Origin of the sequence: Chitinibacter sp. ZOR0017 (assembly GCF_000799095.1) — a bacterium.
Classification (GTDB): domain Bacteria; phylum Pseudomonadota; class Gammaproteobacteria; order Burkholderiales; family Chitinibacteraceae; genus Chitinibacter; species Chitinibacter tainanensis.
The window spans coordinates 1-19,626 of sequence record NZ_JTLG01000009.1; the positions used below are offsets into that span (position 1 = coordinate 1).

At 56.4% G+C, this 19,626-nt stretch carries 22 protein-coding genes; 17 read left to right on the plus strand and 5 right to left on the minus strand.

Features of this window, described 5'->3' with window-relative positions; all coding sequences use genetic code 11:
- Positions 1-74: 74 nt before the first annotated feature.
- The 4 genes from L991_RS02625 to L991_RS02640 form a co-directional block, all read right to left on the minus strand.
- On the minus strand, positions 75-1,208 hold the full coding sequence (locus L991_RS02625) for a PLP-dependent aspartate aminotransferase family protein (RefSeq protein WP_047391937.1): 1,134 nt from the start codon (positions 1,206-1,208) through the stop codon (positions 75-77).
- Positions 1,209-1,218: 10 nt separating this feature from the next.
- The gene (locus L991_RS02630; protein ID WP_052190528.1) at positions 1,219-1,893 is read right to left on the minus strand and encodes an amino acid ABC transporter permease; all 675 of its coding nucleotides are present in this window, start codon (positions 1,891-1,893) and stop codon (positions 1,219-1,221) included.
- Positions 1,890-2,606, minus strand: coding sequence for an amino acid ABC transporter permease (locus L991_RS02635; protein WP_047391941.1), 717 nt, complete (start codon positions 2,604-2,606; stop codon positions 1,890-1,892). The genes L991_RS02630 and L991_RS02635 overlap by 4 nt, the downstream gene beginning before the upstream one ends.
- Before the next feature lie 207 nt (positions 2,607-2,813).
- The gene (locus L991_RS02640; RefSeq protein WP_047391944.1) at positions 2,814-3,617 is read right to left on the minus strand and encodes an ABC transporter substrate-binding protein; all 804 of its coding nucleotides are present in this window, start codon (positions 3,615-3,617) and stop codon (positions 2,814-2,816) included.
- 328 nt (positions 3,618-3,945) lie between these two features.
- Between L991_RS02640 and ssuE the strand changes: the two genes are divergently transcribed.
- The 6 genes from ssuE to L991_RS02670 all read left to right on the plus strand — a co-directional run bounded on the left by ssuE (position 3,946) and on the right by L991_RS02670 (position 9,068).
- Positions 3,946-4,542, plus strand: a complete 597-nt coding sequence (gene ssuE, locus L991_RS02645) for an NADPH-dependent FMN reductase (RefSeq protein WP_028449471.1) — start codon at positions 3,946-3,948, stop codon at positions 4,540-4,542.
- A 51-nt stretch (positions 4,543-4,593) separates the two neighbouring features.
- Positions 4,594-4,809 carry a molybdopterin-binding protein gene (locus L991_RS02650; RefSeq protein ID WP_028449472.1) on the plus strand — a complete coding sequence of 72 codons (216 nt, stop codon included), beginning with the start codon at positions 4,594-4,596 and terminating at the stop codon, positions 4,807-4,809.
- Positions 4,810-4,908: 99 nt separating this feature from the next.
- On the plus strand, positions 4,909-6,018 hold the full coding sequence (locus L991_RS02655) for a sigma-54-dependent Fis family transcriptional regulator (protein WP_052190529.1): 1,110 nt from the start codon (positions 4,909-4,911) through the stop codon (positions 6,016-6,018).
- Complete coding sequence (locus tag L991_RS02660) at positions 6,000-7,049, plus strand: NADP(H)-dependent aldo-keto reductase (RefSeq protein WP_047391949.1); 1,050 nt, start codon at positions 6,000-6,002, stop codon at positions 7,047-7,049. Before L991_RS02655 ends, L991_RS02660 begins: the two co-directional genes overlap by 19 nt.
- Before the next feature lie 43 nt (positions 7,050-7,092).
- Positions 7,093-8,331 carry an MFS transporter gene (locus L991_RS02665; RefSeq protein WP_047391950.1) on the plus strand — a complete coding sequence of 413 codons (1,239 nt, stop codon included), beginning with the start codon at positions 7,093-7,095 and terminating at the stop codon, positions 8,329-8,331.
- On the plus strand, positions 8,328-9,068 hold the full coding sequence (locus tag L991_RS02670) for an SDR family NAD(P)-dependent oxidoreductase (RefSeq protein WP_052190530.1): 741 nt from the start codon (positions 8,328-8,330) through the stop codon (positions 9,066-9,068). The genes L991_RS02665 and L991_RS02670 overlap by 4 nt, the downstream gene beginning before the upstream one ends.
- A 291-nt stretch (positions 9,069-9,359) precedes the next feature.
- On the opposite strand, the gene L991_RS02675 is transcribed toward L991_RS02670, so the two are convergent.
- Complete coding sequence (locus tag L991_RS02675; RefSeq protein ID WP_047391953.1) at positions 9,360-10,724, minus strand: LLM class flavin-dependent oxidoreductase; 1,365 nt, start codon at positions 10,722-10,724, stop codon at positions 9,360-9,362.
- A gap of 465 nt (positions 10,725-11,189) precedes the next feature.
- On the opposite strand from L991_RS02675, the gene L991_RS02680 reads away from it, so the two are divergent.
- The 11 genes from L991_RS02680 to dapF all read left to right on the plus strand — a co-directional run bounded on the left by L991_RS02680 (position 11,190) and on the right by dapF (position 19,610).
- A complete protein-coding gene (locus L991_RS02680) occupies positions 11,190-12,275 on the plus strand; it encodes an ABC transporter substrate-binding protein (RefSeq protein WP_047391956.1) in 1,086 nt (361 codons plus the stop codon).
- Positions 12,276-12,707: 432 nt separating this feature from the next.
- Complete coding sequence (gene dusA / locus L991_RS02685; protein ID WP_047392040.1) at positions 12,708-13,670, plus strand: tRNA dihydrouridine(20/20a) synthase DusA; 963 nt, start codon at positions 12,708-12,710, stop codon at positions 13,668-13,670.
- A 13-nt stretch (positions 13,671-13,683) separates the two neighbouring features.
- Positions 13,684-14,328: a TIGR02281 family clan AA aspartic protease gene (locus L991_RS02690; RefSeq protein WP_081986452.1), complete on the plus strand. Its 645-nt coding sequence runs from the start codon at positions 13,684-13,686 to the stop codon at positions 14,326-14,328.
- A 54-nt stretch (positions 14,329-14,382) separates the two neighbouring features.
- Positions 14,383-14,976, plus strand: coding sequence for an RdgB/HAM1 family non-canonical purine NTP pyrophosphatase (gene rdgB, locus L991_RS02695; protein WP_047391961.1), 594 nt, complete (start codon positions 14,383-14,385; stop codon positions 14,974-14,976).
- Positions 14,973-15,203, plus strand: coding sequence for a hypothetical protein (locus L991_RS02700; protein WP_047391964.1), 231 nt, complete (start codon positions 14,973-14,975; stop codon positions 15,201-15,203). Before rdgB ends, L991_RS02700 begins: the two co-directional genes overlap by 4 nt.
- Positions 15,204-15,223: 20 nt before the next feature.
- Positions 15,224-15,781, plus strand: a complete 558-nt coding sequence (locus tag L991_RS02705; RefSeq protein ID WP_047391966.1) for a hypothetical protein — start codon at positions 15,224-15,226, stop codon at positions 15,779-15,781.
- 3 nt (positions 15,782-15,784) lie between these two features.
- A complete protein-coding gene (hemW, locus tag L991_RS02710; protein WP_047391967.1) occupies positions 15,785-16,996 on the plus strand; it encodes a radical SAM family heme chaperone HemW in 1,212 nt (403 codons plus the stop codon).
- Positions 16,997-17,060: 64 nt separating this feature from the next.
- A complete protein-coding gene (locus tag L991_RS02715) occupies positions 17,061-17,636 on the plus strand; it encodes a flavin reductase family protein (protein ID WP_047391971.1) in 576 nt (191 codons plus the stop codon).
- Positions 17,637-17,658: 22 nt separating this feature from the next.
- The gene (locus tag L991_RS02720) at positions 17,659-18,039 is read left to right on the plus strand and encodes a Rid family detoxifying hydrolase (protein WP_028449483.1); all 381 of its coding nucleotides are present in this window, start codon (positions 17,659-17,661) and stop codon (positions 18,037-18,039) included.
- Positions 18,040-18,117: 78 nt separating this feature from the next.
- Positions 18,118-18,546, plus strand: coding sequence for a CoA-binding protein (locus L991_RS02725; protein WP_047391974.1), 429 nt, complete (start codon positions 18,118-18,120; stop codon positions 18,544-18,546).
- Positions 18,547-18,779: 233 nt separating this feature from the next.
- Positions 18,780-19,610 carry a diaminopimelate epimerase gene (gene dapF, locus L991_RS02730; protein ID WP_047391977.1) on the plus strand — a complete coding sequence of 277 codons (831 nt, stop codon included), beginning with the start codon at positions 18,780-18,782 and terminating at the stop codon, positions 19,608-19,610.
- Positions 19,611-19,626 lie beyond the last annotated feature (16 nt).

Genomic DNA, 19,626 nt, shown 5'->3' on the forward strand with positions numbered 1-19,626 from the left:
CAGCCCAGCCCAGCCCAGCCCAGCCCAGCCCAGCCCAGTCCAGTCCAGTCCAGTCCAGTCCAGTCCAGTCCAGTTCAGGCTAGCGCTTGCGCCAAATCAGCCCGCAAATCGCGCGTATCCTCAATCCCTACCGATAAGCGCACCAAGTGATCGCCGACCCCCAGTGTTTGTCGCTCTGCCGGGCTCAGATTGGCGTGCGTTTGGAGCGCTGGTACGGTTATCAGGCTCTCCACCCCTCCCAGACTCTCGGCAAAACTGATCCACTGCAAACGTTCTATCAAGCGGCGAACAGCCGCTTCATCGGGCAAACTAAAACTGATCAGCACACCAAACCCGCTGGCGAACTGGGTAATGGCCCGATGGGCGGGGTCGCCGGCCAAACCCGGGTAGCGCAGCTGGCTTACCTGGGGCTGCTCGGCTAACCATTGCGCCAGAGCGAGCGCATTGCGCTCCTGCTGCGCCAGACGCAAAGCCAGGGTTTTGATGCCACGGACTACTAGCCAGGCATCTTGCGGCCCCAGCGTTGCGCCGATGGCATTTTGCAAATAGCCCAACTCAGCCGCCAAGGCGGCATCGCGCACGGCCACCACCCCGGCAATGGTGTCGTTATGCCCACTCAGGCTTTTGGATGCCGAGTGCAACACAATATCAGCCCCATGGCATAAGGGCTGAAACCAGAGCGGGCTCAGCAGCGTGTTATCCACGATCAACCGCAATTGCTGCTGTTGGGCCAGCGCGCTGATGGCGGCAAAATCGGGCGCATCCAGACAGGGATTCGATAAAGACTCCAGCAAAATCGCCTTGGTATTGGGCTGGATGGCCGCGGCGAATGCCGCCGCGTCATGCAGCGGCACATAGCTAATCTGTAAGCCAAAACGGGCAAACACCTGATCGAGCAAGCGATAGGTGCCGCCATAACAGCCCGCACTGACCACCAAATGATCGCCGGCCGAAAACAGCGCCAGCACGGTCGATAAGGCGGCCAAACCGCTGGCAAAAGCAAAGCCATGGCTCCCCCCTTCCAACTCAGCGATGGTGTGCTCCAGGGCCTGCCGGGTTGGATTGCCCGAGCGGCTGTAATCAAACCCTGTACTCTGGCCTAGGGCCGGATGCGCAAAGGTCGCGGTTTGATAGATGGGGGTACTGATCGAACCACTATGGGTATCGGTCTGCAAGCCAGCTCTGGCAAGCTGTGTAGCAATATACATAGGTTATCCCTTAATCACGCACAGCAATCCGCCCGTAGCGTTCGCCGCACCATTGCAAGCTGGCGCACAAAGCCCAATACACCAGACCAATAAATAGAAAAATCTCTAAAGCGTACACCTGCTCACGGCTATTGACCTGATTAGCCACAAAGGTAAAGTCAGCCACGCCGACGATATACGCCAGCGAGGTATCTTTAACTAAGGTGACCCATTGATTAAGCCACGAGGGGCGAATAATGCGCAGCGCCTGCGGCAGCACAATCCAGCGCAAGATTTGCCCGCGGCGCATCCCGCTCGCCTGCGCGGCTTCCCACTGCCCGCGTGGCACGGCATGCAAGCCCGCTTGGACGGCATAGGCCAGATAGGCGCCCGAGACCAAGCCCAGCGCCACGATCACGGTCCAGGTGCCGGGCACATCCAAGCCAAACACAATCGGCAACAAAAAATAGCACCAGAACATCAGCAACAACACCGGGATGGCGCGCAAAAATTCACAGCACCAGCGCAACAGCGCCCCACCCCAGCCGGCCCACAACGCCAAACCGCCGGCCAGCCCCAGAATGGTGGCCAGCGCCCCGCCCCCCAAGGCCAGCAAACAGGTTTGCACCAGCCCTCCCAAAGGGCCATGCGGCCAGGCGCCTATCAGGAAAAATAACCAATTATCGGTGATCACCGGCCAATTCATCGCTTCGCCTCCAGTCGGGGCTGGGCCCAGCGCTGTGTGAGTAAATTCAACAGCACATACAGCAGCGTGGCCACCGCAAAGGCCTGAAACGTGAGTAAAGTCTGGGCATCCACCTGACGGGAACGATAGGATAATTCCATCACCCCTATCGCCATGGTCAGTGAGGTATTTTTGATGGTGTTCAGGCCCTGCCCCAGAAGCGGGATGCGAGCAATCAGCCAGGCTTGCGGCAAAATGATCCAGCGTAAGACCTGCCAAGGTCGCAGGCCATGGGCTTGTGCCGCCTCCCACTGGCCACGGGGCACGGCATTGAGCCCCGAGCGCACGTCTTCGGCCATATAGGCCATGGCATATAGGCTTAATGACCACCACGCTGCCAAAAACTCAAATGAGGGCCAACCCAGACTTAAGTCCTGCCATTGCCAGAGCACATGGGGGGAATTAAGCCAGATTTTGGCGGCCTCCGGCAGCATCCCGCCCACCGCGAAATACCAAAACAGTACTTGTACCAAAAGCGGCGTATTTCGCAGCGCATTATGCGGCAGCGCCAGCCACGGCCAATGCCCTTGCTGCCGGGCAATACCCAGCAGCACCCCCAAGATTAATCCAGTCAGAATGATCGCTGCAGACAGCGTGATGGTCAGCACCAGCCCCTGCAAGAGCCAGCCTAGCTGCTCACTACCCAATAATCCTTGTCCAAGCCATGCTGGCATCACTTTCTCCCCAATACAGGCGGATCGCCCGTGGTGAAAATAAACCGGCCAGACTGATCGAGTCTGGCCGGTCGGCAAATCGCGGGGGCTGCAGGCATCCGCTCCCCGCTTCACCCGCCCTGCTACGCCTTATGCGCTGCACTTGGCGATGGGGCGGATGACAGGGTGCGGGCCTTGATTAGCCGCCCCAGCGCTGAGCTTGCAGGCTTAAGTTGGATCGCCGATTTTGAAGTCGCGTGGCAATGGCGCTTTGGTTTTGGGGCCAAACCAGCGGTCATAAATCTGTTTGGCCTGACCGGTTTTTTCCAGCTCTTGCAAAGTGGCATTCACAAATTGCGCCAACCGCTCTTCGCCGCGTGGCAGGCCAATACCTTGATATTCACGCGTGAGGGCGAAAGGGGAAATTTCGTATTTGGCTTTATCGGGGGCATTGGCTAGCAGCGCCAGCAGCTTGGCGTCATCCTGCGTAATCGCCTGCACATTGCCGTTGCGCAAGGCGGTAAATGCCAGCGGGGTGTCATCGTAGGCCACCACTGGTGTTTGCGGGTATTTCTCGCGCAGCAGCGCTTCCTGCGTCGTGCCCTTATCCACGCCGACACGCAAGGCTTTGATGTCATCGGGCTTTTTCAGCACCCCTTTTTTGGCAATGAATTTTTGGCCGGTGGCAAAGTACGGCACGCTAAATTCCACCTGTTTGCGCCGCTCTTCGGTGATGGTGAAATTTGCGGCCACCAGATCGACTTTATTCGCGGTCAACAGTGGAATACGATTGGCCGGATTAGTGGCTTGCAGCTCGAGCTTCACGCCAAGCTTTTTCGCCAAGGCTTGCGCCACATCGACATCCAAACCAGCCAGCTGGCGAGTTTGCGGGTCAACAAAGCCAAACGGCGGGTTGCTATCGAATGCGGCAACACGCAACACACCGGCTTTTTTAATCTCATCGAGCTTGTCGGCCCAGACTGCGCCAGAGAACAAGGCGAGGGATACAGCTAAAGCAATCGTTTTTTTCATCGTAGGGTCTCTCCCGAAGGTGTTCAGTCACGGCCTGAGATGTTTGCCCACTGCCGCGGCAGACGTGAATCGCTGCTGACTGCATCTTCCCCTAGTTTTGATATTCCAATAAATAATATTTTGTGATTTTTATATAACCAAAGATAAATATCCAATGCTCACGATGCTGCGAAGCACGCAGACTCTGGTGCAATCTGCTGCGCAGGCAACAGCGCGAACGAATATTCCAATTTGATCTATAAGAATATTTATTAATTATTTTTAGAAATATACAACCAGCCGTATAGTCGCTCTCAAGCCATACAGAACAACAACGCCTGGAGAGTATATGTCCACTGTAGTCTTGCTGGCAGGCAGCCCGAGCCAGCCCTCGAAATCCACCGCCTTACTGCAGCGCGCCGCCAAACTGCTGCGCAGTCAAGGGGTAAAGGTTATTCAGTACGGCGTGCATGACTTTCCAGCCGAAGATCTGATTAACGCCCGCTGGAATAGCCCGGCCATTAGCGAATTTAAAGCCGTCATTGCCGACAGCGATGGCTTGATTATCAGCACGCCCGTGTACAAAGCGGCGTACAGCGGCGTGATCAAAGCCATTCTTGATCTGCTGCCTGAGCGGGCACTCGAAGGCAAAGCGGCGCTGGCTTTGGCCACCGGGGGCAGCCCCGGGCATCTGTTGGCGGTGGAATACGCCTTGCAGCCGGTGCTATCGGCACTGAAAGCCCGCCATATTGTCGGCGGGGTTTATGCCACCGACAAGGATTTTACGAGCCAAGAGCCGACTGGTTACCAAATCGCTCCCGAAATCGACGAGCGCCTCGCCTTGGCCATCGGCCATTTCCTGGCGCACTTGAGTAATCCTGGTCGGGTCCAGCTCGATCCGGCCCAGCTGGCCGCCCGCATCCAGCAGGCCAGCATCAGTATCTGATTCATTAATGTTTCGCAGCCACTTTCTTTACCTTTCCTGAGGAGCAATACCATGAGCATCAAATCAATCAATGTACGTAACCAATTTCGCGGCACCATCAAAGAGATCATCGAAGGGCCAGTGTTATCAGAAGTGGATGTACTCACCCCATCAGGTGTGGTCACTTCGGTCATCACCACCCGCTCACTCAAAGAGCTGGATCTGAAACCGGGCCGTGAAGTGATTGCCTTTGTGAAATCCACCGAAGTGTCGATTGCCACATTGTAAGCACTTGCGCTGGGCATACCCGCCCAGCGTATATTCATCAAGCCATTATTCAATAGTGTCTTGATGAATATACCCATAAGCCACCACCAGGAGATCGCCATGCCCGATAACTCGACGACCGTGCTGACCTTTCCCGATCAGGAACAAAGTCCGCTCAGCATTCGGGCCAAAGCCTTGGTATTTGCCGACCCGGAATCCCAGCAATTGCTGCATGAAGTAGAGCGGGTCGCACCATCCGAAGCGCCAATTCTCATTCACGGTGAAACCGGTACGGGTAAAGAACTGGTCGCCCGCCATGTGCACCGGATCAGTGGCCGCAAAGGCCCATTTGTCGCGGTGAATTGCGGCGCAATTAGCGAAACCCTGGCTGAAGCCGAGCTATTCGGTCACGAGGCTGGCGCCTACACCGGTGCGGTAGGCAGCAAAACCGGCTGGTTCGAGGCGGCCAATGGGGGCACCCTGTTTCTGGATGAAATTGGCGATTTACCGCTGGCCTTGCAGGTAAAACTGTTGCGCGTGATTCAGGAACGCGAGGTGGTACGGGTTGGCGCCCGCAAACCGACCCCCATTAATGTACGATTGGTTGCGGCCACCAATGTGGACTTGGCACAGGCGGTGAATGCCGGGCATTTCCGTCAGGATTTACTCTATCGGCTTAATGTGGTGAGTATCAATATTCCAGCCTTACGCCAGCGCCGGGCCGATATTCAGCCGCTGGCCGAGCACTTTTTGGGTATTTATGCCCACAAGCTGGGTTATGGTGCACCCGCCCTCACCCCTGGCAGCGTGCAGGCGCTACAAAGCTACAGCTGGCCGGGCAATATTCGCGAGCTGGAAAATGTGATGCATTACGCGCTGCTGGTCTCCAGCGGCCGAGAAATCCGCCCCGAACACCTCAAACTCAACGCCATCACCAGCCATGGGCAAGAAACCGCAGGCAGTGGCGACCCGCTGCAAATTATTCGCCAGCAACTGCATAAATTATTTCAGGCTGAGCAGCCTGAGCTCTTTGAGCAAGTCGAAGATCTACTGGTTCGTTCTGCGTACGAATACACCCGCTACAACCAGGTGCGTACCGCCGAACTTCTCGGGCTCACCCGTAATGTGTTGCGCACCTTGCTCAAAAGGCATGGTTTGCTGAACGACCCGCACCATACCACCACCACCACCACGACTGGACGAGAAATAGCATGGAATATCGTAAATTAGGCCGTACCACACTGGATGTCAGCGTGATTGGCCTGGGCACCATGACCTGGGGCGAACAAAATACCGAAGCTCAGGCCCATGAACAGATTGATTTTGCACTGGCTGAAGGCGTTAATCTGCTCGACGCAGCCGAAATGTATCCGGTGCCGCCCAAGCCGGAAACCCAGGGCCGCACTGAAAGCTATATCGGTAGCTGGTTTAAAAAAACCGGCCGCCGGCATGAAGTAGTACTGGCCACCAAGGCCGCTGGGCCCGTTCGCCAGGCGCATCAGCCCAATCACCTGCGTAATGGCCAAACCCATTTCACCCGCGAAAGCCTGACCGCGGCACTGGATGCCAGCCTGACCCGCCTGCAAACCGATTACATCGATCTATACCAGCTGCATTGGCCCGACCGCAGCACTAACACTTTTGGCCGTTTGGCCTACCCATGGATCGACGATGAATACACGGTGAGCATTGAAGAAACGCTGTCGGTGCTAGCTGATTTTGTTAAAGCCGGTAAAGTGCGGCATATCGGGGTGTCGAATGAAACGCCGTGGGGTGTGTCGCGCTTTTTAGCGGCTCATGACCAACTGGGCTTGCCACGCATCGCCAGCATTCAGAACCCCTACAGCTTACTCAACCGCACCTTTGAAATCGGCCTAGCGGAATTTAGCCACCGTGAACAAGTCGGCCTGCTGGCGTATTCGCCACTCGGTTTTGGCGTGTTAAGTGGCAAATACCTGCATGGGGCGCGACCGGCAGGTTCCCGCTTGGCCCTGTATGAGCGCTTTAGCCGCTACAACAATCCGCAAGCGCAAGCAGCTACCGAGCAATACGTCGCCTTGGCACAAGCGCATGGCCTGAGCCCAGCTCAACTGGCACTGGCCTTCGTCAATAGCCGGCCTTTTGTCAGCAGTAATTTGATCGGGGCCACCAATCTTGAACAGCTAGCCGAAAACATCGCTAGTATTCGCGTGACCCTCAGCCCTGAGGTGATCGCTGCGATTGATGCTATTCAGGCGCAAATTAGCAACCCTGCGCCGTAATCCCTACCCCCTGGGCCACCAGGGGGGCTCACCGATACCTGCCATGCCCACTGAACTGCCTTCACTGCGCCACCATCGTCCTTTTCAAGCATTTTGGCTCTCCCGCACCTTAACTGCGGCGGCCTTTCAGATTCTGGCTGTGGCCACGGCCTGGCAGATGTATAGCCTGACCGGCAGCGCCCTCGATTTGGGGCTGGTTGGCTTACTGGAATTTGCCCCGCGAATTTTATTCCTGCTACAAATTGGCCAAGTGGCCGACCGTTATGATCGGCGGCTTATTGCGGCTACCACGAAAGCCGCACAAGCGCTGGCGGCCTTGCTGCTGTGTGTGCTGACGCTCCATGGCGGCTTAAGCCGCGAGCTTTTGTTCGGGCTGGCCTTCTGGCTGGGCACGGCAAGGGCTTTTGAAATGCCAGCCATGCAAGCCTTGCTACCGAATGTGGTACCGCAAGCCCTGTTACCTGCCGCAATCGCGGCTTCAGCATCGGCCATGCAAGCCGCCACCATTGTCGCACCGGCGGCAGGGGGCTTACTTTTCGCCGCCGATCCGGCCGCCACCTATGCACTGAGTGGACTCTGCATGGCTTTGGGCTGCGCCCTGATGTTTGTGATCAAGAAACCGCCACGCAGCGAGCGGCAAAGCGTCAAAGGCTGGGAAAATCTCCTCGCGGGACTGCATTACATTCGCGCCCGCCGCGATTTACTCGGGGCAATCTCGCTCGATTTGTTTGCGGTGCTACTGGGTGGTGCTACCGCCTTATTACCAGTGTTTGCCAGCGATATCTTGCACACCGGCCCCTGGGGCCTGGGCTTGCTGCGCTCGGCACCGGCAGTGGGGGCCATCGGCATGTCGATTGTGCTGGCGTATTACCCCTTACGTCGCCGCGTGGGCCAGCTGATGTTTGCCGCCGTGATCCTGTTTGGCCTGGCCACGATCGTGTTTGGGCTCTCCTCTTCGCTGTGGCTTTCCTTGCTGGCCCTGGTGGTCTTGGGCGCCGCCGATATGATCAGCATGGTGGTTCGCGGCGCGCTGGTGCAGCTAGAAACGCCGGATGACATGCGCGGGCGGGTCAGTGCCATTAATGGGCTCTTTATCGGTGCATCCAATCAGCTGGGCGAATTCGAATCCGGCCTCACCGCCCATTGGTTTGGCCCGCAAGCTGCAGTCGTGTTGGGCGGTCTGGGTACTTTGCTCGTGGCTGTACTGTGGATCCGCTGGTTTCCCGGCCTTTATCAGCGCCAAACTCTCAGCTCGCAGCCTGAATCACAAGGAAAAACATGAAAAAAACCATCGTGATTGTCGGTGGCGCCGGCGGTATCGGCAGTGCCACAGTACGGCTATTTGTGCGCCAGCATTATCAAGTGGTCATCGTAGATCGCGACCCTGAACAAGGCCGCTTGCTGCAGCAGCGCTACGCAGGGGCGGTCGAGTTTATCGCTTGCGACATTCAGAATCAGGCCAGCATTGCCAGTCTGGTGCTGGATTTAACGCGGCGTTACGGTGCAATCAGCCATCTAATCACCCTGGCGGGGCGGGCCCTGCCCGAGGAATTTCTGCCGCTTGCCGAGATTCCGGCCGATAAGCTACTCGATTCACTGGATCTGAATCTGGGTAGCCAGCTGTTATTGGTACAGCAGCTGCTGCCACTGCTGCGGGCTTCGACACACCCTAATCGCGCGATCACCTTTGTGTCCTCGATTAACGGGCTAAAAGCCTATGGCCGGGTGGCCTATAGCGCGGCCAAAGCGGGCTTAAGTGGCCTCACCCAGAGCCTGGCGCTTGAGCTCGGCCCGGAAGACATCCGCGTGAACTCGGTAGCCCCGGGCACGGTGCTCACGCCGTTGGCGCTGAGCGAGCCCAAAGATTTTAGCGCGTTAAAAGCGGGAAGCTTGCTGAACCGCCTGGCCACCGCGGATGAAATTGCCCAGGTTTTGTTTGCGCTGAGCGAGAGCCTAACTTGCCTCACCGCGCAGACGCTGATTGCCGACTGCGGGCAAAGCGCCAAAGGCTATCGCTAAAATACCCCCTTGCCGTATATCCTTCAAAATCATAATTATCAATAACCACAGGGCAATACCTTTCGGGATTGCCCTGCCAGGCTGCTGAAAAGTAGCTGACCAATAGGCTGCAAGTCTCGGCCAAGCCGAGCCTAGGAAATAAGGATTTCAATCTGCCGCCTTAATGTTCTATTCCCACCCCTCCCATCCCCTCCTTGAGGGGAGCCGCGCTTCGCGCGTGGGGTTTCTCATCAATCTGACGGGGCAATACCTTCGGTATTGCCCTGTTTATTTGAATAAAATCTAATCTAATTAAGCCGCTTGCTCACCCTCGTCCGCTTGGTATCGGCTACTAGGGATCGGTAGGCCTAGATTGCCACGCAGCGTCGATGCTTCATATTCAGTGCGGAACAGGCCACGTTTTTGCAGAATCGGGATCACCAAATCAGCAAAATCGACCAGGCCACCTGGATAAGTCGGCGCCAACAAGTTGAAACCGTCGGCTGCGCCGCCCACGAACCACTCTTCCAGCTGATCGGCAATACTCTCTGGCGTGCCATGAATCACGCGATGCCCACGGGCCCCGGCTACCCATTCATACAAGCCGCGGATGGTGAGATTTTCGCGTGCCGCCAAGTCCAGCAATAGCCGCTGGCGGCTCTTGTTGTTGTTGGTTTCTGGTAAATCTTGCGGTACGGGCCCATCCAGATCGTAATCGCGCAGCCCCTCCAGCCCGCCTAGGCTCGCCAGCAGACTCAGACCAATCTTGGGATCAATCAATTCACGCAATTGTTCTTTCTTGGCGAGGGCTTCGGCCTCGGTGCGGCCAATCACGGGGTATACCCCTGGCAAAATCTTGATGTGATCCGGGTTGCGGCCGTATTTATTGGCTGCGCGGGCTTTCACATCCCGATAAAAAGACTGCGCGTCTTCCAGCGTTTGCCAGGCAGCAAAGATGGCCTCGGCGGTTTGCGCCGCCAGCTCGCGGCCGGGTTCGGATGCCCCTGCCTGCACCAACACCGGGTGTCCTTGCGGCGAGCGCGGCACATTCAGCGGCCCCTTCACCTTAAAGTATTCGCCCTGATGATTCAGCAGATGCAGTTTGCTCGGGTCGTAATATACCCCTGAGGCTTTGTCGTAGAGATGCGAGCCTTCATCCCAGCTATCCCACAGCCCTTTCACTACATCGACAAACTCAGCGGCGCGGCGATAGCGTTCAGCGTGGTCCGGATGCGCCTCCAGGCCAAAGTTAAATGCCGCTTCGGCATTGCCTGACGTCACCACATTCCACGCGGCCCGCCCGCCACTAATCAGATCCAAAGACGCGTATTTACGGGCGATATGCCATGGCTCGTTGTAAGTGGTCGAAGCCGTGGCCACAAAGCCAATATTCTTGGTGACGGCGGCTAGCGCGGAGTAAAGGGTGATGGGCTCAAAACCTGTGCTCAGCTCCCGGCGGCTGCGCAAATCCTGATCGCCACCGCCGCCCCAGATGCCATCGCTATCGGCGGTAAAGATGGTATCGAATTTTGCAGCTTCGGCGATCTTGGCCAGCTTTTTGAAGTGTTCAAAATCCGTTGAGCCGGCCGGATTGGTATCCGGATGACGCCAGGCCGCCGCATGGTGGCCAGAAGGTGAGAGAAATACGCCCAGTTTCAGTTGTCGTTTGTTACTCATGCTCTGCTCCCTATGGGTTGGATATGGGCTGCACAGGCAGCCATAGCCCTACTAGAGCAATGGGTATGCCAACCACAGAACAAAGACACCAAGCAATTGATTTATTTGAATATTTAATTCAAATTGCACCCTTCCCTCAGACAAGGGGCGCTTACCGTGTTGCGCCATCAACACGCTACAGCGCAGCCTGCTGAAAAGTGCACAGCGCGCCCGAACCCTATCTGCTGACTTTTAAACAATATGCTGATTACTGAGCACAAAAATCACCACGCATGCCCTCAGCAAGTGACACACCGGGCGATCACGTCACACTGTCTCAGACAAAACAAAGACTTACTGCGCAAGACTTTTCTGCGCCGACTTGGCATGCCAATTGCATTAAAGGTGATTCAGTCAGGGATGCGACTGAACTGCAGTGCTCACAAGGCGCCGCAGTATTCACACCAGCATAAGGAACAATACAAAATGACAATTCATCAACCTCAACGAACATGGCGCACGCTACTTACCACCGCGTTGTTACTGCTCAGTACGGCAGCATTGGCTGATCCCGCCAAAATTATCCGGATAGGCGCCGCTGGCACGGGCACCGGTGGTCGCCCGGTGCAAGGCGGCGGCTCCATTGGCTCGGTCAATATTCAAGGTCTGCTGGAAGAAGAGTTCAAAAAAGACGGCATTAAAGTTGAATGGAGCTTTTTCAAAGGTGCAGGCCCAGCCGTCAACGAAGCCTTAGCCAATAAATTAATCGACTTTGCCTGGGTAGGCGATCTCCCTACCCTCATCGGGAAAGCCAGTGGGCTGAAAACCAAGATTATTCTGGCCAACGGCGTACTGAGCCATACCTATTTGCTAGTGCCGGCTGACTCGACCGCGACCTCGATTGAAGACTTGAAAGGCAAGAAAATCGCCGTCTTCAAAGGCACCAAAATGCAGCTGGCCGCGAACAAAATCCTGGAACAGCGCGGGCTATCCGAGCGGGATTTCAAGACCATCAATATGGATGTAGCGACGGCCCAGGCCGCGCTGGCGACCAAAGACATTGATGGCGCCTGGCTGACACAAGGCGGCTTTCAACTGATTGATCGAGGTATCGCCAAAATCATCTATTCCACCAAAGGCCAGCCATTAAGCCAGACCAGCCAGGCCAATCTGCTGGTGACCGAAGAATTCGAGCGCGATAACCCGCAACTGGTCCAACGTTTGGTGAAGGTAGCGGTGAAGTCGGCCCACGAAATCTCATTGGATGCCAATCGAGATAAAACACTGCAAGAATGGTCGAAAGACGGCGTGCCATTCTCGTCTTGGAAAAAAGAGTATGACGGCACCTCACTCAAGCAACGCTCAAGCCCATTACTGGATGAATTTTTTGTCGCGTTTTATAAAGATGCACTGCAATCAGCGCAGAAGTACCGAATGATTCGCGGCAATATCAATTTTGATCAATGGATAGAGCCAAAGTACGTGAATCAGGCCGTGAAAGAGCTGAAACTGGAAAGCTTCTGGGTGGAGCTGGATGCCAAGGGCAACCCGAAGGCAAAACGGGGTGGCTAACAGCCGCTCAAGCTGACTCACGCACGGGAGTGCCTTAGCCAAAACTAAAGGCACCCTCTTAGTTGGGTATTTGGGGGGATGGGCTGGCTCATGCCCTCATCCGCCCGCTTGATCACAGACGCTGCTGCTGGCACAGCAAAACGCCGACTTTCATTCTGTACCACAGTCCCGCCACGCCCGAGGCGAATCTCCCCCCGAAAGTGACCGTGCCATTCCGATGGCTTAGGCGTAAAATAGCGACCATCGCACACTAGTCCAATACGCACGCTTTTTTCTTTCAAAATCGCGCAGCAAATAGGACGAGTCTTAAAAATAGACCGTGCAAACGTAAACCAGACCGTAGACATGCCGCAGACTAATACACAAGCAGATCAAACCAATCCGTCATTTAATTCAGGGCTTACCCCTCCTCGCCGCTTTGCGATTGCCCCGATGCTCGACTGGACCGATCGCTTTTACCGGCGCTTTGCCCGCGAGCTATCGCAGCAATCCTGGCTGTATACCGAAATGGTGAATACCGGGGCGATTTTGCATGGAGACCAGAGCCGGCATTTGCGCTTTGATCCGTGCGAGCAGCCGATTGCCCTGCAGCTGGGGGGCAGCGAGCCGGCCGATCTGGCCCGGTGCGCCAAGATTGCGCAAGACTGGGGCTATGATGAGGTGAATTTGAATGTCGGCTGTCCGAGCGAGCGGGTGCAATCCGGCTCATTTGGCGCCTGCCTGATGCTGGAGCCCCAGCTGGTGGCCGATGGCGTGAAGGCGATGCGCGATGCCTGCAGCATTGATGTCACGATCAAGCACCGCATCGGCATTGATCAGATTGAAGACTACGCCTTTGTGCGGGATTTTATTGGTGAGATAGCGGCGGCTGGCTGCAGCACCTTTATCGTGCATGCACGCAATGCCATTTTAAAAGGCCTTAGCCCCAAGGAAAACCGTGAAATCCCGCCGCTGAAATACGATTATGTCTATCAGCTCAAACGGGATTTCCCGGCGCTGGAAATCCTGATTAATGGCGGCATTACCACCATGGCGGAGTGTCAGACACATCTACAGCATGTGGATGGCGTGATGGTGGGCCGCGAGGCGTATCACAATCCGTGGCTGCTGACCGAGGTGGATGTCCAATTGTACGGCGCGCCGGCCCGACAGGGTAGTCGTGCCGAAGCCATGCAAGCGCTGCGCCCATTTGTGGAGGCGGAGCTGGCCAGTGGCACCCCGCTGCGCTTTATTGCCCGGCATATTTTAGGGTTGTATCAGGGACAGTATGGCGCGCGGCAGTGGCGTCGCATGCTGTCTGATGCCACACTACTGAAAAATGCTGACTGGTCGCTGATTGAGCGTGCAATCCAGGAGATTGAGGCGAGCCAGGCCCGGCGCGAAACCACTGAATAAGGAAAAACCACCCATGCTACGTCGTTGTGCTGCTATTTTGTGTTGCGCCCTGGCCCTACCGGCGGTTGCGGATGACATTATGCTGATCGGCACCATGGGTAATAAAGGCGTGTTTCAAATCAATGGCCAGCGCAAAACCCTCAGTAGCGGGCAGGAAAGCGGGGCTTTTAAAGTGATCCGCATTGAAGGCGAATCTGCGGTCGTGGCCAGCAATGGCCAGCAACGCACTTTGCAGCTGGGCCAGGGCTATGTGGCCAGCAGCGCCAATCCCACCGACAATCAGGGCGGCACCTTGGTACTGCAACCCGATCAGCTCGGGCATTACAGTACCGAGCTCACCATCAATCGTGTGACTTTGCCCGGGGTGATTGATACCGGCGCCACGCATTTATCGCTGAGCCGCAATCAGGCTGCGCAAATGAAAATCAGCACCCAAGGCGCCCTAACCGGCCGCTCGCAAACCGCCAATGGCATTGTCGGGGCGTGGATGGTGCGGGTACCGCAACTGCAAATGGGTAAAATCACCGTTTATGACGTGCAACTGGTGGTGCGTGATGTAGACGATAATGGCCCGATCCTGATTGGCACCAGCCTGCTCAATCGCTTTCAGATGAAGCGTGAACAAGATCTGATGATACTGAGCAAAAAAGCCTACTAACCCCAGGTATATACTCCTAGCCCTTTACAGATTTAGCTTTACAAGCCATACCCCATGAAGAAAATTGTGCTCGCCAGCAATAACGCCGGCAAACTGAAAGAATTTGGCCACTTGCTTGCGCCACTTGCGCTGGAAATCGTGCCCCAAGGGGCGCTCAATGTACCGGAATGTGCCGAGCCTTTTGGCACATTTGTCGAGAACGCCCTCGCCAAAGCCCGCCATGCCGCGGCGCTCACCGGCTTGCCGGCGCTGGCGGATGACTCGGGCCTCTGTGTCGCCGCACTGGGCGGCGCGCCGGGCGTACTTTCCGCCCGTTACGCCGGCGAGCCCAAATCCGATAGCCGCAATAATGAAAAACTACTGACCGCCATGGCCGGCCAAGCCGATCGCCGTGCTTGGTATTACGCCGCACTGGTGCTGGTGCGCAGCGCCGATGACCCGCAACCGCTGATTGCCGATGGCGTGTGCCTTGGCGAAATTGGCCATGCGCTGGCTGGGGAGGGTGGGTTTGGGTATGATCCGCTGTTTGTCCTGCCGCAATGGGGCAAAACTGTGGCGCAAATCAGCGCCGAAGAAAAAAGCCAGATCTCGCATCGCGCCAAAGCCTTGCAGATATTACTGGCCAAACTGCAGGAAACCGGATTATGAGCCGCCCCGCCGACGATGAAAGCCGCTGGGCTCGCTGGTGTCGAGATGACGGCTCAGTGGTTTCGTGCACCGAAAAAGTCAAAGTGATGAATGAAAATCTCGACGAGCTGGCGCAAATGGCGCAAGACCTGTTCGAGGATGGCCTGCTGATGGAAGTCTCGGCCGAACAAATGAAAACTGTGCTGCACCAGCTGGTGGAAGCGCTGCACAACCCCTATCAATCCTGAGCTATCTCGCAAGGAATACCATGTTAAAACCCACCCTGCTCGCCCTCGCCCTGACTTTGCCTGCATTGAGCATGGCTGCTAGCAAACCGAGCAAAGCCGCTGCCTCAAAAGCTTCAGCCAGCGCGGAAGTCGACAACCCATTTACGGCCGAGCGCAATCAGGCGGCGGGCAACCTGAGCACAGCCATTGTGATCGTGCAAAAAATGGGCCTGGAATGCAAAGGCAAAGGCGGTTTGAGCGAAGAAAAAATCAAAACCGCCCAGCAAAAATGGCTGAAAACCAACCGCGACTATCTGATGATGCACGCCGACTATATGAATGGCTATTTGGGCAGCATCAAACAAATTCAGGGTGAAGAAGCCGCCCGCAGTGCCGTTGAAGACATGCGCAAGCTCTTCAACACGCAAGCCAATGAAGCCATCAAAGCATCGATGGAAAAAAATGGCCAAGACACTGCCTGCACGCGTTACTACGAGGCGATGGATGCCGGCAAAATGGACATCAAATCCAACCATCCCGACTACAAAGTGCTGAAAGGCATGCTCGAATACTCGCAGAAAAACGCGCCGAAAAAGTAAGCCATGCAGTCGATTTCCCTCAGCCAGCTGCGTAGCTCCGGCCTAACCGCGCTGCCGCCACTGGCCTTGTATATCCACTTTCCGTGGTGCATTAAAAAATGTCCGTACTGCGATTTCAATTCGCATGCGGTCAAAACCGGCCACAGTGAAAGCGGCCTGCCTGAGGCGCAGTATATCGCCGCGCTCTTGGCCGATCTGGAAAGCAATCTGCCTCAAATCTGGGGCCGCCCGGTCAGTAGTATTTTCATGGGCGGCGGCACGCCAAGCTTATTTTCAGCCGCCAGCATGGCCCAGCTACTGGATGGCATTCGCGCACGGGTCAAGCTGCACCCCGATGCCGAAATCACGCTCGAAGCCAATCCAGGCACCTTCGAGGCCGAGAAATTCGCCGGCTACGCGGCGGCCGGCATCAATCGCCTCTCGATCGGCATTCAGAGCTTTAATGATCAGCATCTGCAAGCGCTCGGTCGGGTACATAGCGCGGGTGAAGCACTGCGCGCCATCGACATCGCCCAGCGGCACTTTAGCAATTTCAACCTGGATATCATGTACGCGCTGCCGCAGCAGACGCTAGCGCAAGCGCAGGCCGATATCCGCCATGCGATTGCCTGTGGCTCCACACACTTGTCGGCCTATCACCTCACGCTGGAGCCCAACACGCTGTTTCATCGCTATCCACCCGCCCTGCCCGATGACGATCTAGCGGCCGATATGCAGGAAATGATCGAAGCCGAGCTGGCTGGCGCCGGCTTTGGCCACTACGAAACCAGCGCGTTTTTCAAACAATCGCCCCAGCATGACTATCGCAGCCGGCATAATCTCAATTACTGGCAATTTGGCGATTATCTGGGCATTGGCGCCGGTGCGCACGGCAAGATCAGTTTTCACGATAAAATCATTCGGCAAACCCGCTTTAAGCAGCCCAGCGAATATCTCACGGCCATGGCCAGTGGTAGCGCAATCCAAAGCGAAACCGAAGTCGATCCGGCCGAATTGCCGTTTGAATTCATGTTGAATCTGCTGCGTCTCACCGAAGGTTTTCCGCTGGCGCTGTTTACCGAGCGCACCGGGCTGCCGCAGCAGCGGATTATTTATCAAATCGAGCAAGCCTGTGCCGAAGGTCTACTCAGCCGCGATCTGCACTGGGTGAAGCCCACCGCGCAGGGGCAGCGGTTTTTGAATGTTTTGATTGAACGTTTTTTACCCGAAGCATAAATAGGTATATCGCTACAAGCCAACTATCAAAAGGCCTGTGGCCATATACCCATCAGGATAAAGTATGGAATGGCCTGTTGCGGCGCTCAGCGCTGCAGAAAAATACACCTTGCTCACCGATTGTGTGGTGCCCCGCCCGATTGCCTGGGTCACCACGCGCGCCAGCGCGGGCGAGATCAATATCGCCCCGTTTTCGTATTTCAATATCGTGAGCACCGAGCCGATGATTGTCTCGCTCAGTGTCAATCGGCGCCTCGGCCCCGATGGCCGCAGCGAGCAAAAAGACACCGCGCTACATTTAAGCCAAGGTGGCGATTGCGTGATTCATATCCCGTCGCACGATCACGCGCCAGCGGTGCACGCCACGGGCTCAAGCACACCGCCATCGCAAGAACAAATCGACAGTCTCGGCCTGCAATTTGCGCCCGCCCAAACCGTCAAAGCGCCGCGCATCGATGATTGCGCCGTGGCGCTGGAAGGTCGGCTATTGCAAGCCATTGCCGTGGCCGACCGGCAGCAAACGGTGGTCAGCGATCTGCTGCTGATCGAAATCAGCCACATCTACGCCGCCGATGATGTGCTGCACAATGGCCGCGTCCATCCCGAGCCCTATGCCATTAACGCCAACAAACGCCCGTAAACTTCATCACTAAGGAAGCACCATGAGCAAAGAAATCATCCATTCAGATCACGCCCCCAAAGCCGTTGGCACTTATTCGCAAGCGGTTAAAGTCGGCAACACCGTTTACCTGTCTGGCCAGATTGGTCTTGATCCAGTATCGGGCGAGCTGGCCGACGGTTTTGAAGCGCAAGCGCATCGCGTATTCCAAAATCTGCGCGCGGTGTGCCAGGCGGCCGGTGGCGACTTATCGGACATCGTGAAACTGGGCGTATTTGTGGTTGATCTGGCCAACTTTGCCAAGCTCAATGAAATTATGGGCGAATACTTCAGCCAGCCTTTCCCGGCTCGCGCCGCCGTGCAAGCCGCCGCCCTGCCTAAAGGCGCGCTGGTCGAAGCCGATGCGGTACTGGTGCTGGCTTAATATACCTGCCACCGTATCTATCGCTAGCGCATGTCTAGTTTGCGCTAGCAACTCATACCCCTAGCTGCGGAGTCGATCATGGCTTTTCAAAACCCCAGTGATAATGAAATTCGCCGTATTTTGCAAAACACTCGCCGCATTGCCGTGGTGGGTTTATCCGATAAGCCCACTCGCGCCAGCCATGGCGTGGCCCGCCTGATGCAGCAATGGGGTTTTCAGATTATTCCGGTCACACCCAAGCCGGCCGCCGAAATCCTCGGCGAGCCAGTGTATGCCGATCTGGCCAGCGTGCCGGGCGAGATTGATCTCGTGGATGTGTTTCGCCGCAGCGAAGAAGCCGGTGCAGTGGTCGATCAGGCGATTGCGCGCGGCGCAAAAGCCATCTGGCTGCAGCTGGATATCATCGATGAAGCTGCCGCGGCGCGCGCGCAAGCGGCTGGTATTCCCATCGTGATGGATCGCTGCTTGATGGTGGAATACGGCCGGCTGTTTGGCGAAAACAACTGATTGACCCCTTGCTAGCTCGCCAACATGGCCCAAATTGTCGCGACCAGCACGCATCGCCCAAGCGAAACTTGCCGTGCCTTAGCCAGCGCATTAGCCTAGTGCGATGACCTTGGCTTGCTGGGCTTTCGAGCCAGCCGCCAACAGTATTTCTGGGGCGGGCGAAAAATAATTCGTTTTACCCCGCCCGCCAGCCCTGCTGCAATAAGGGCTATTTTTATATTCGGATGACATCAATGCAGCTGCACTTCAGCAAAATGCACGGCCTGGGCAATGACTTTATGGTGATTGATGGCGTGCGCCAAAATGTTCAACTGAGCAGCGCGCAAATCGGTCAGCTAGGCCATCGCAATTTCGGGATTGGTTTTGACCAGCTCTTGCTGGTGGAGCGCAGCGCAACCCCTGGCATTGATTTTCGCTATCGGATCTTCAATTGCGATGGCTCGGAAGTGGAGCAATGCGGCAATGGCTCGCGCTGTTTTGCCCGTTTTGTCTACGACCAAGGCCTCACTGACAAAACCGAAATCGCCGTTGAAACCGCCAAGGGCGTGATATACCCGCAATTGGCCGCTGATGGCCAGGTCACCGTGAATATGGGCGTGCCCCGCTTTGCCCCGGCCGAGATTCCATTTCAAGCCCCCAATGAAGCCATTATCGACCCACTGATCGTGGCCGATGTGGTGCGCGATATTTCGGTGGTGTCGATGGGCAACCCGCATGCGGTGCAGGTGGTGGAAGATGTCGACACCGCGCCGGTGGCCGAGCATGGCCCGCTGATCGAAAACCATCCGCGTTTTCCGCAAAAAGTGAATGCCGGCTTTATGCAGATTCTGAGCCGCGACGAAATTCGCTTGCGGGTGTTTGAGCGCGCGGCCGGTGAAACCCTGGCCTGTGGCACTGGCGCTTGCGCCGCTGTGGTAGCAGGCATTCGCCGCGGCCTTTTGAATGACACTGTGCTGGTGCATACCCGGGGTGGCGATTTAAGCATCCGCTGGGCTGGCGCTGGCGAACCGGTCTGGATGACCGGCCCCGCTGTGACGGTATTTACCGGCACGATCGAGATTTAACCCCGCAGACAGGATA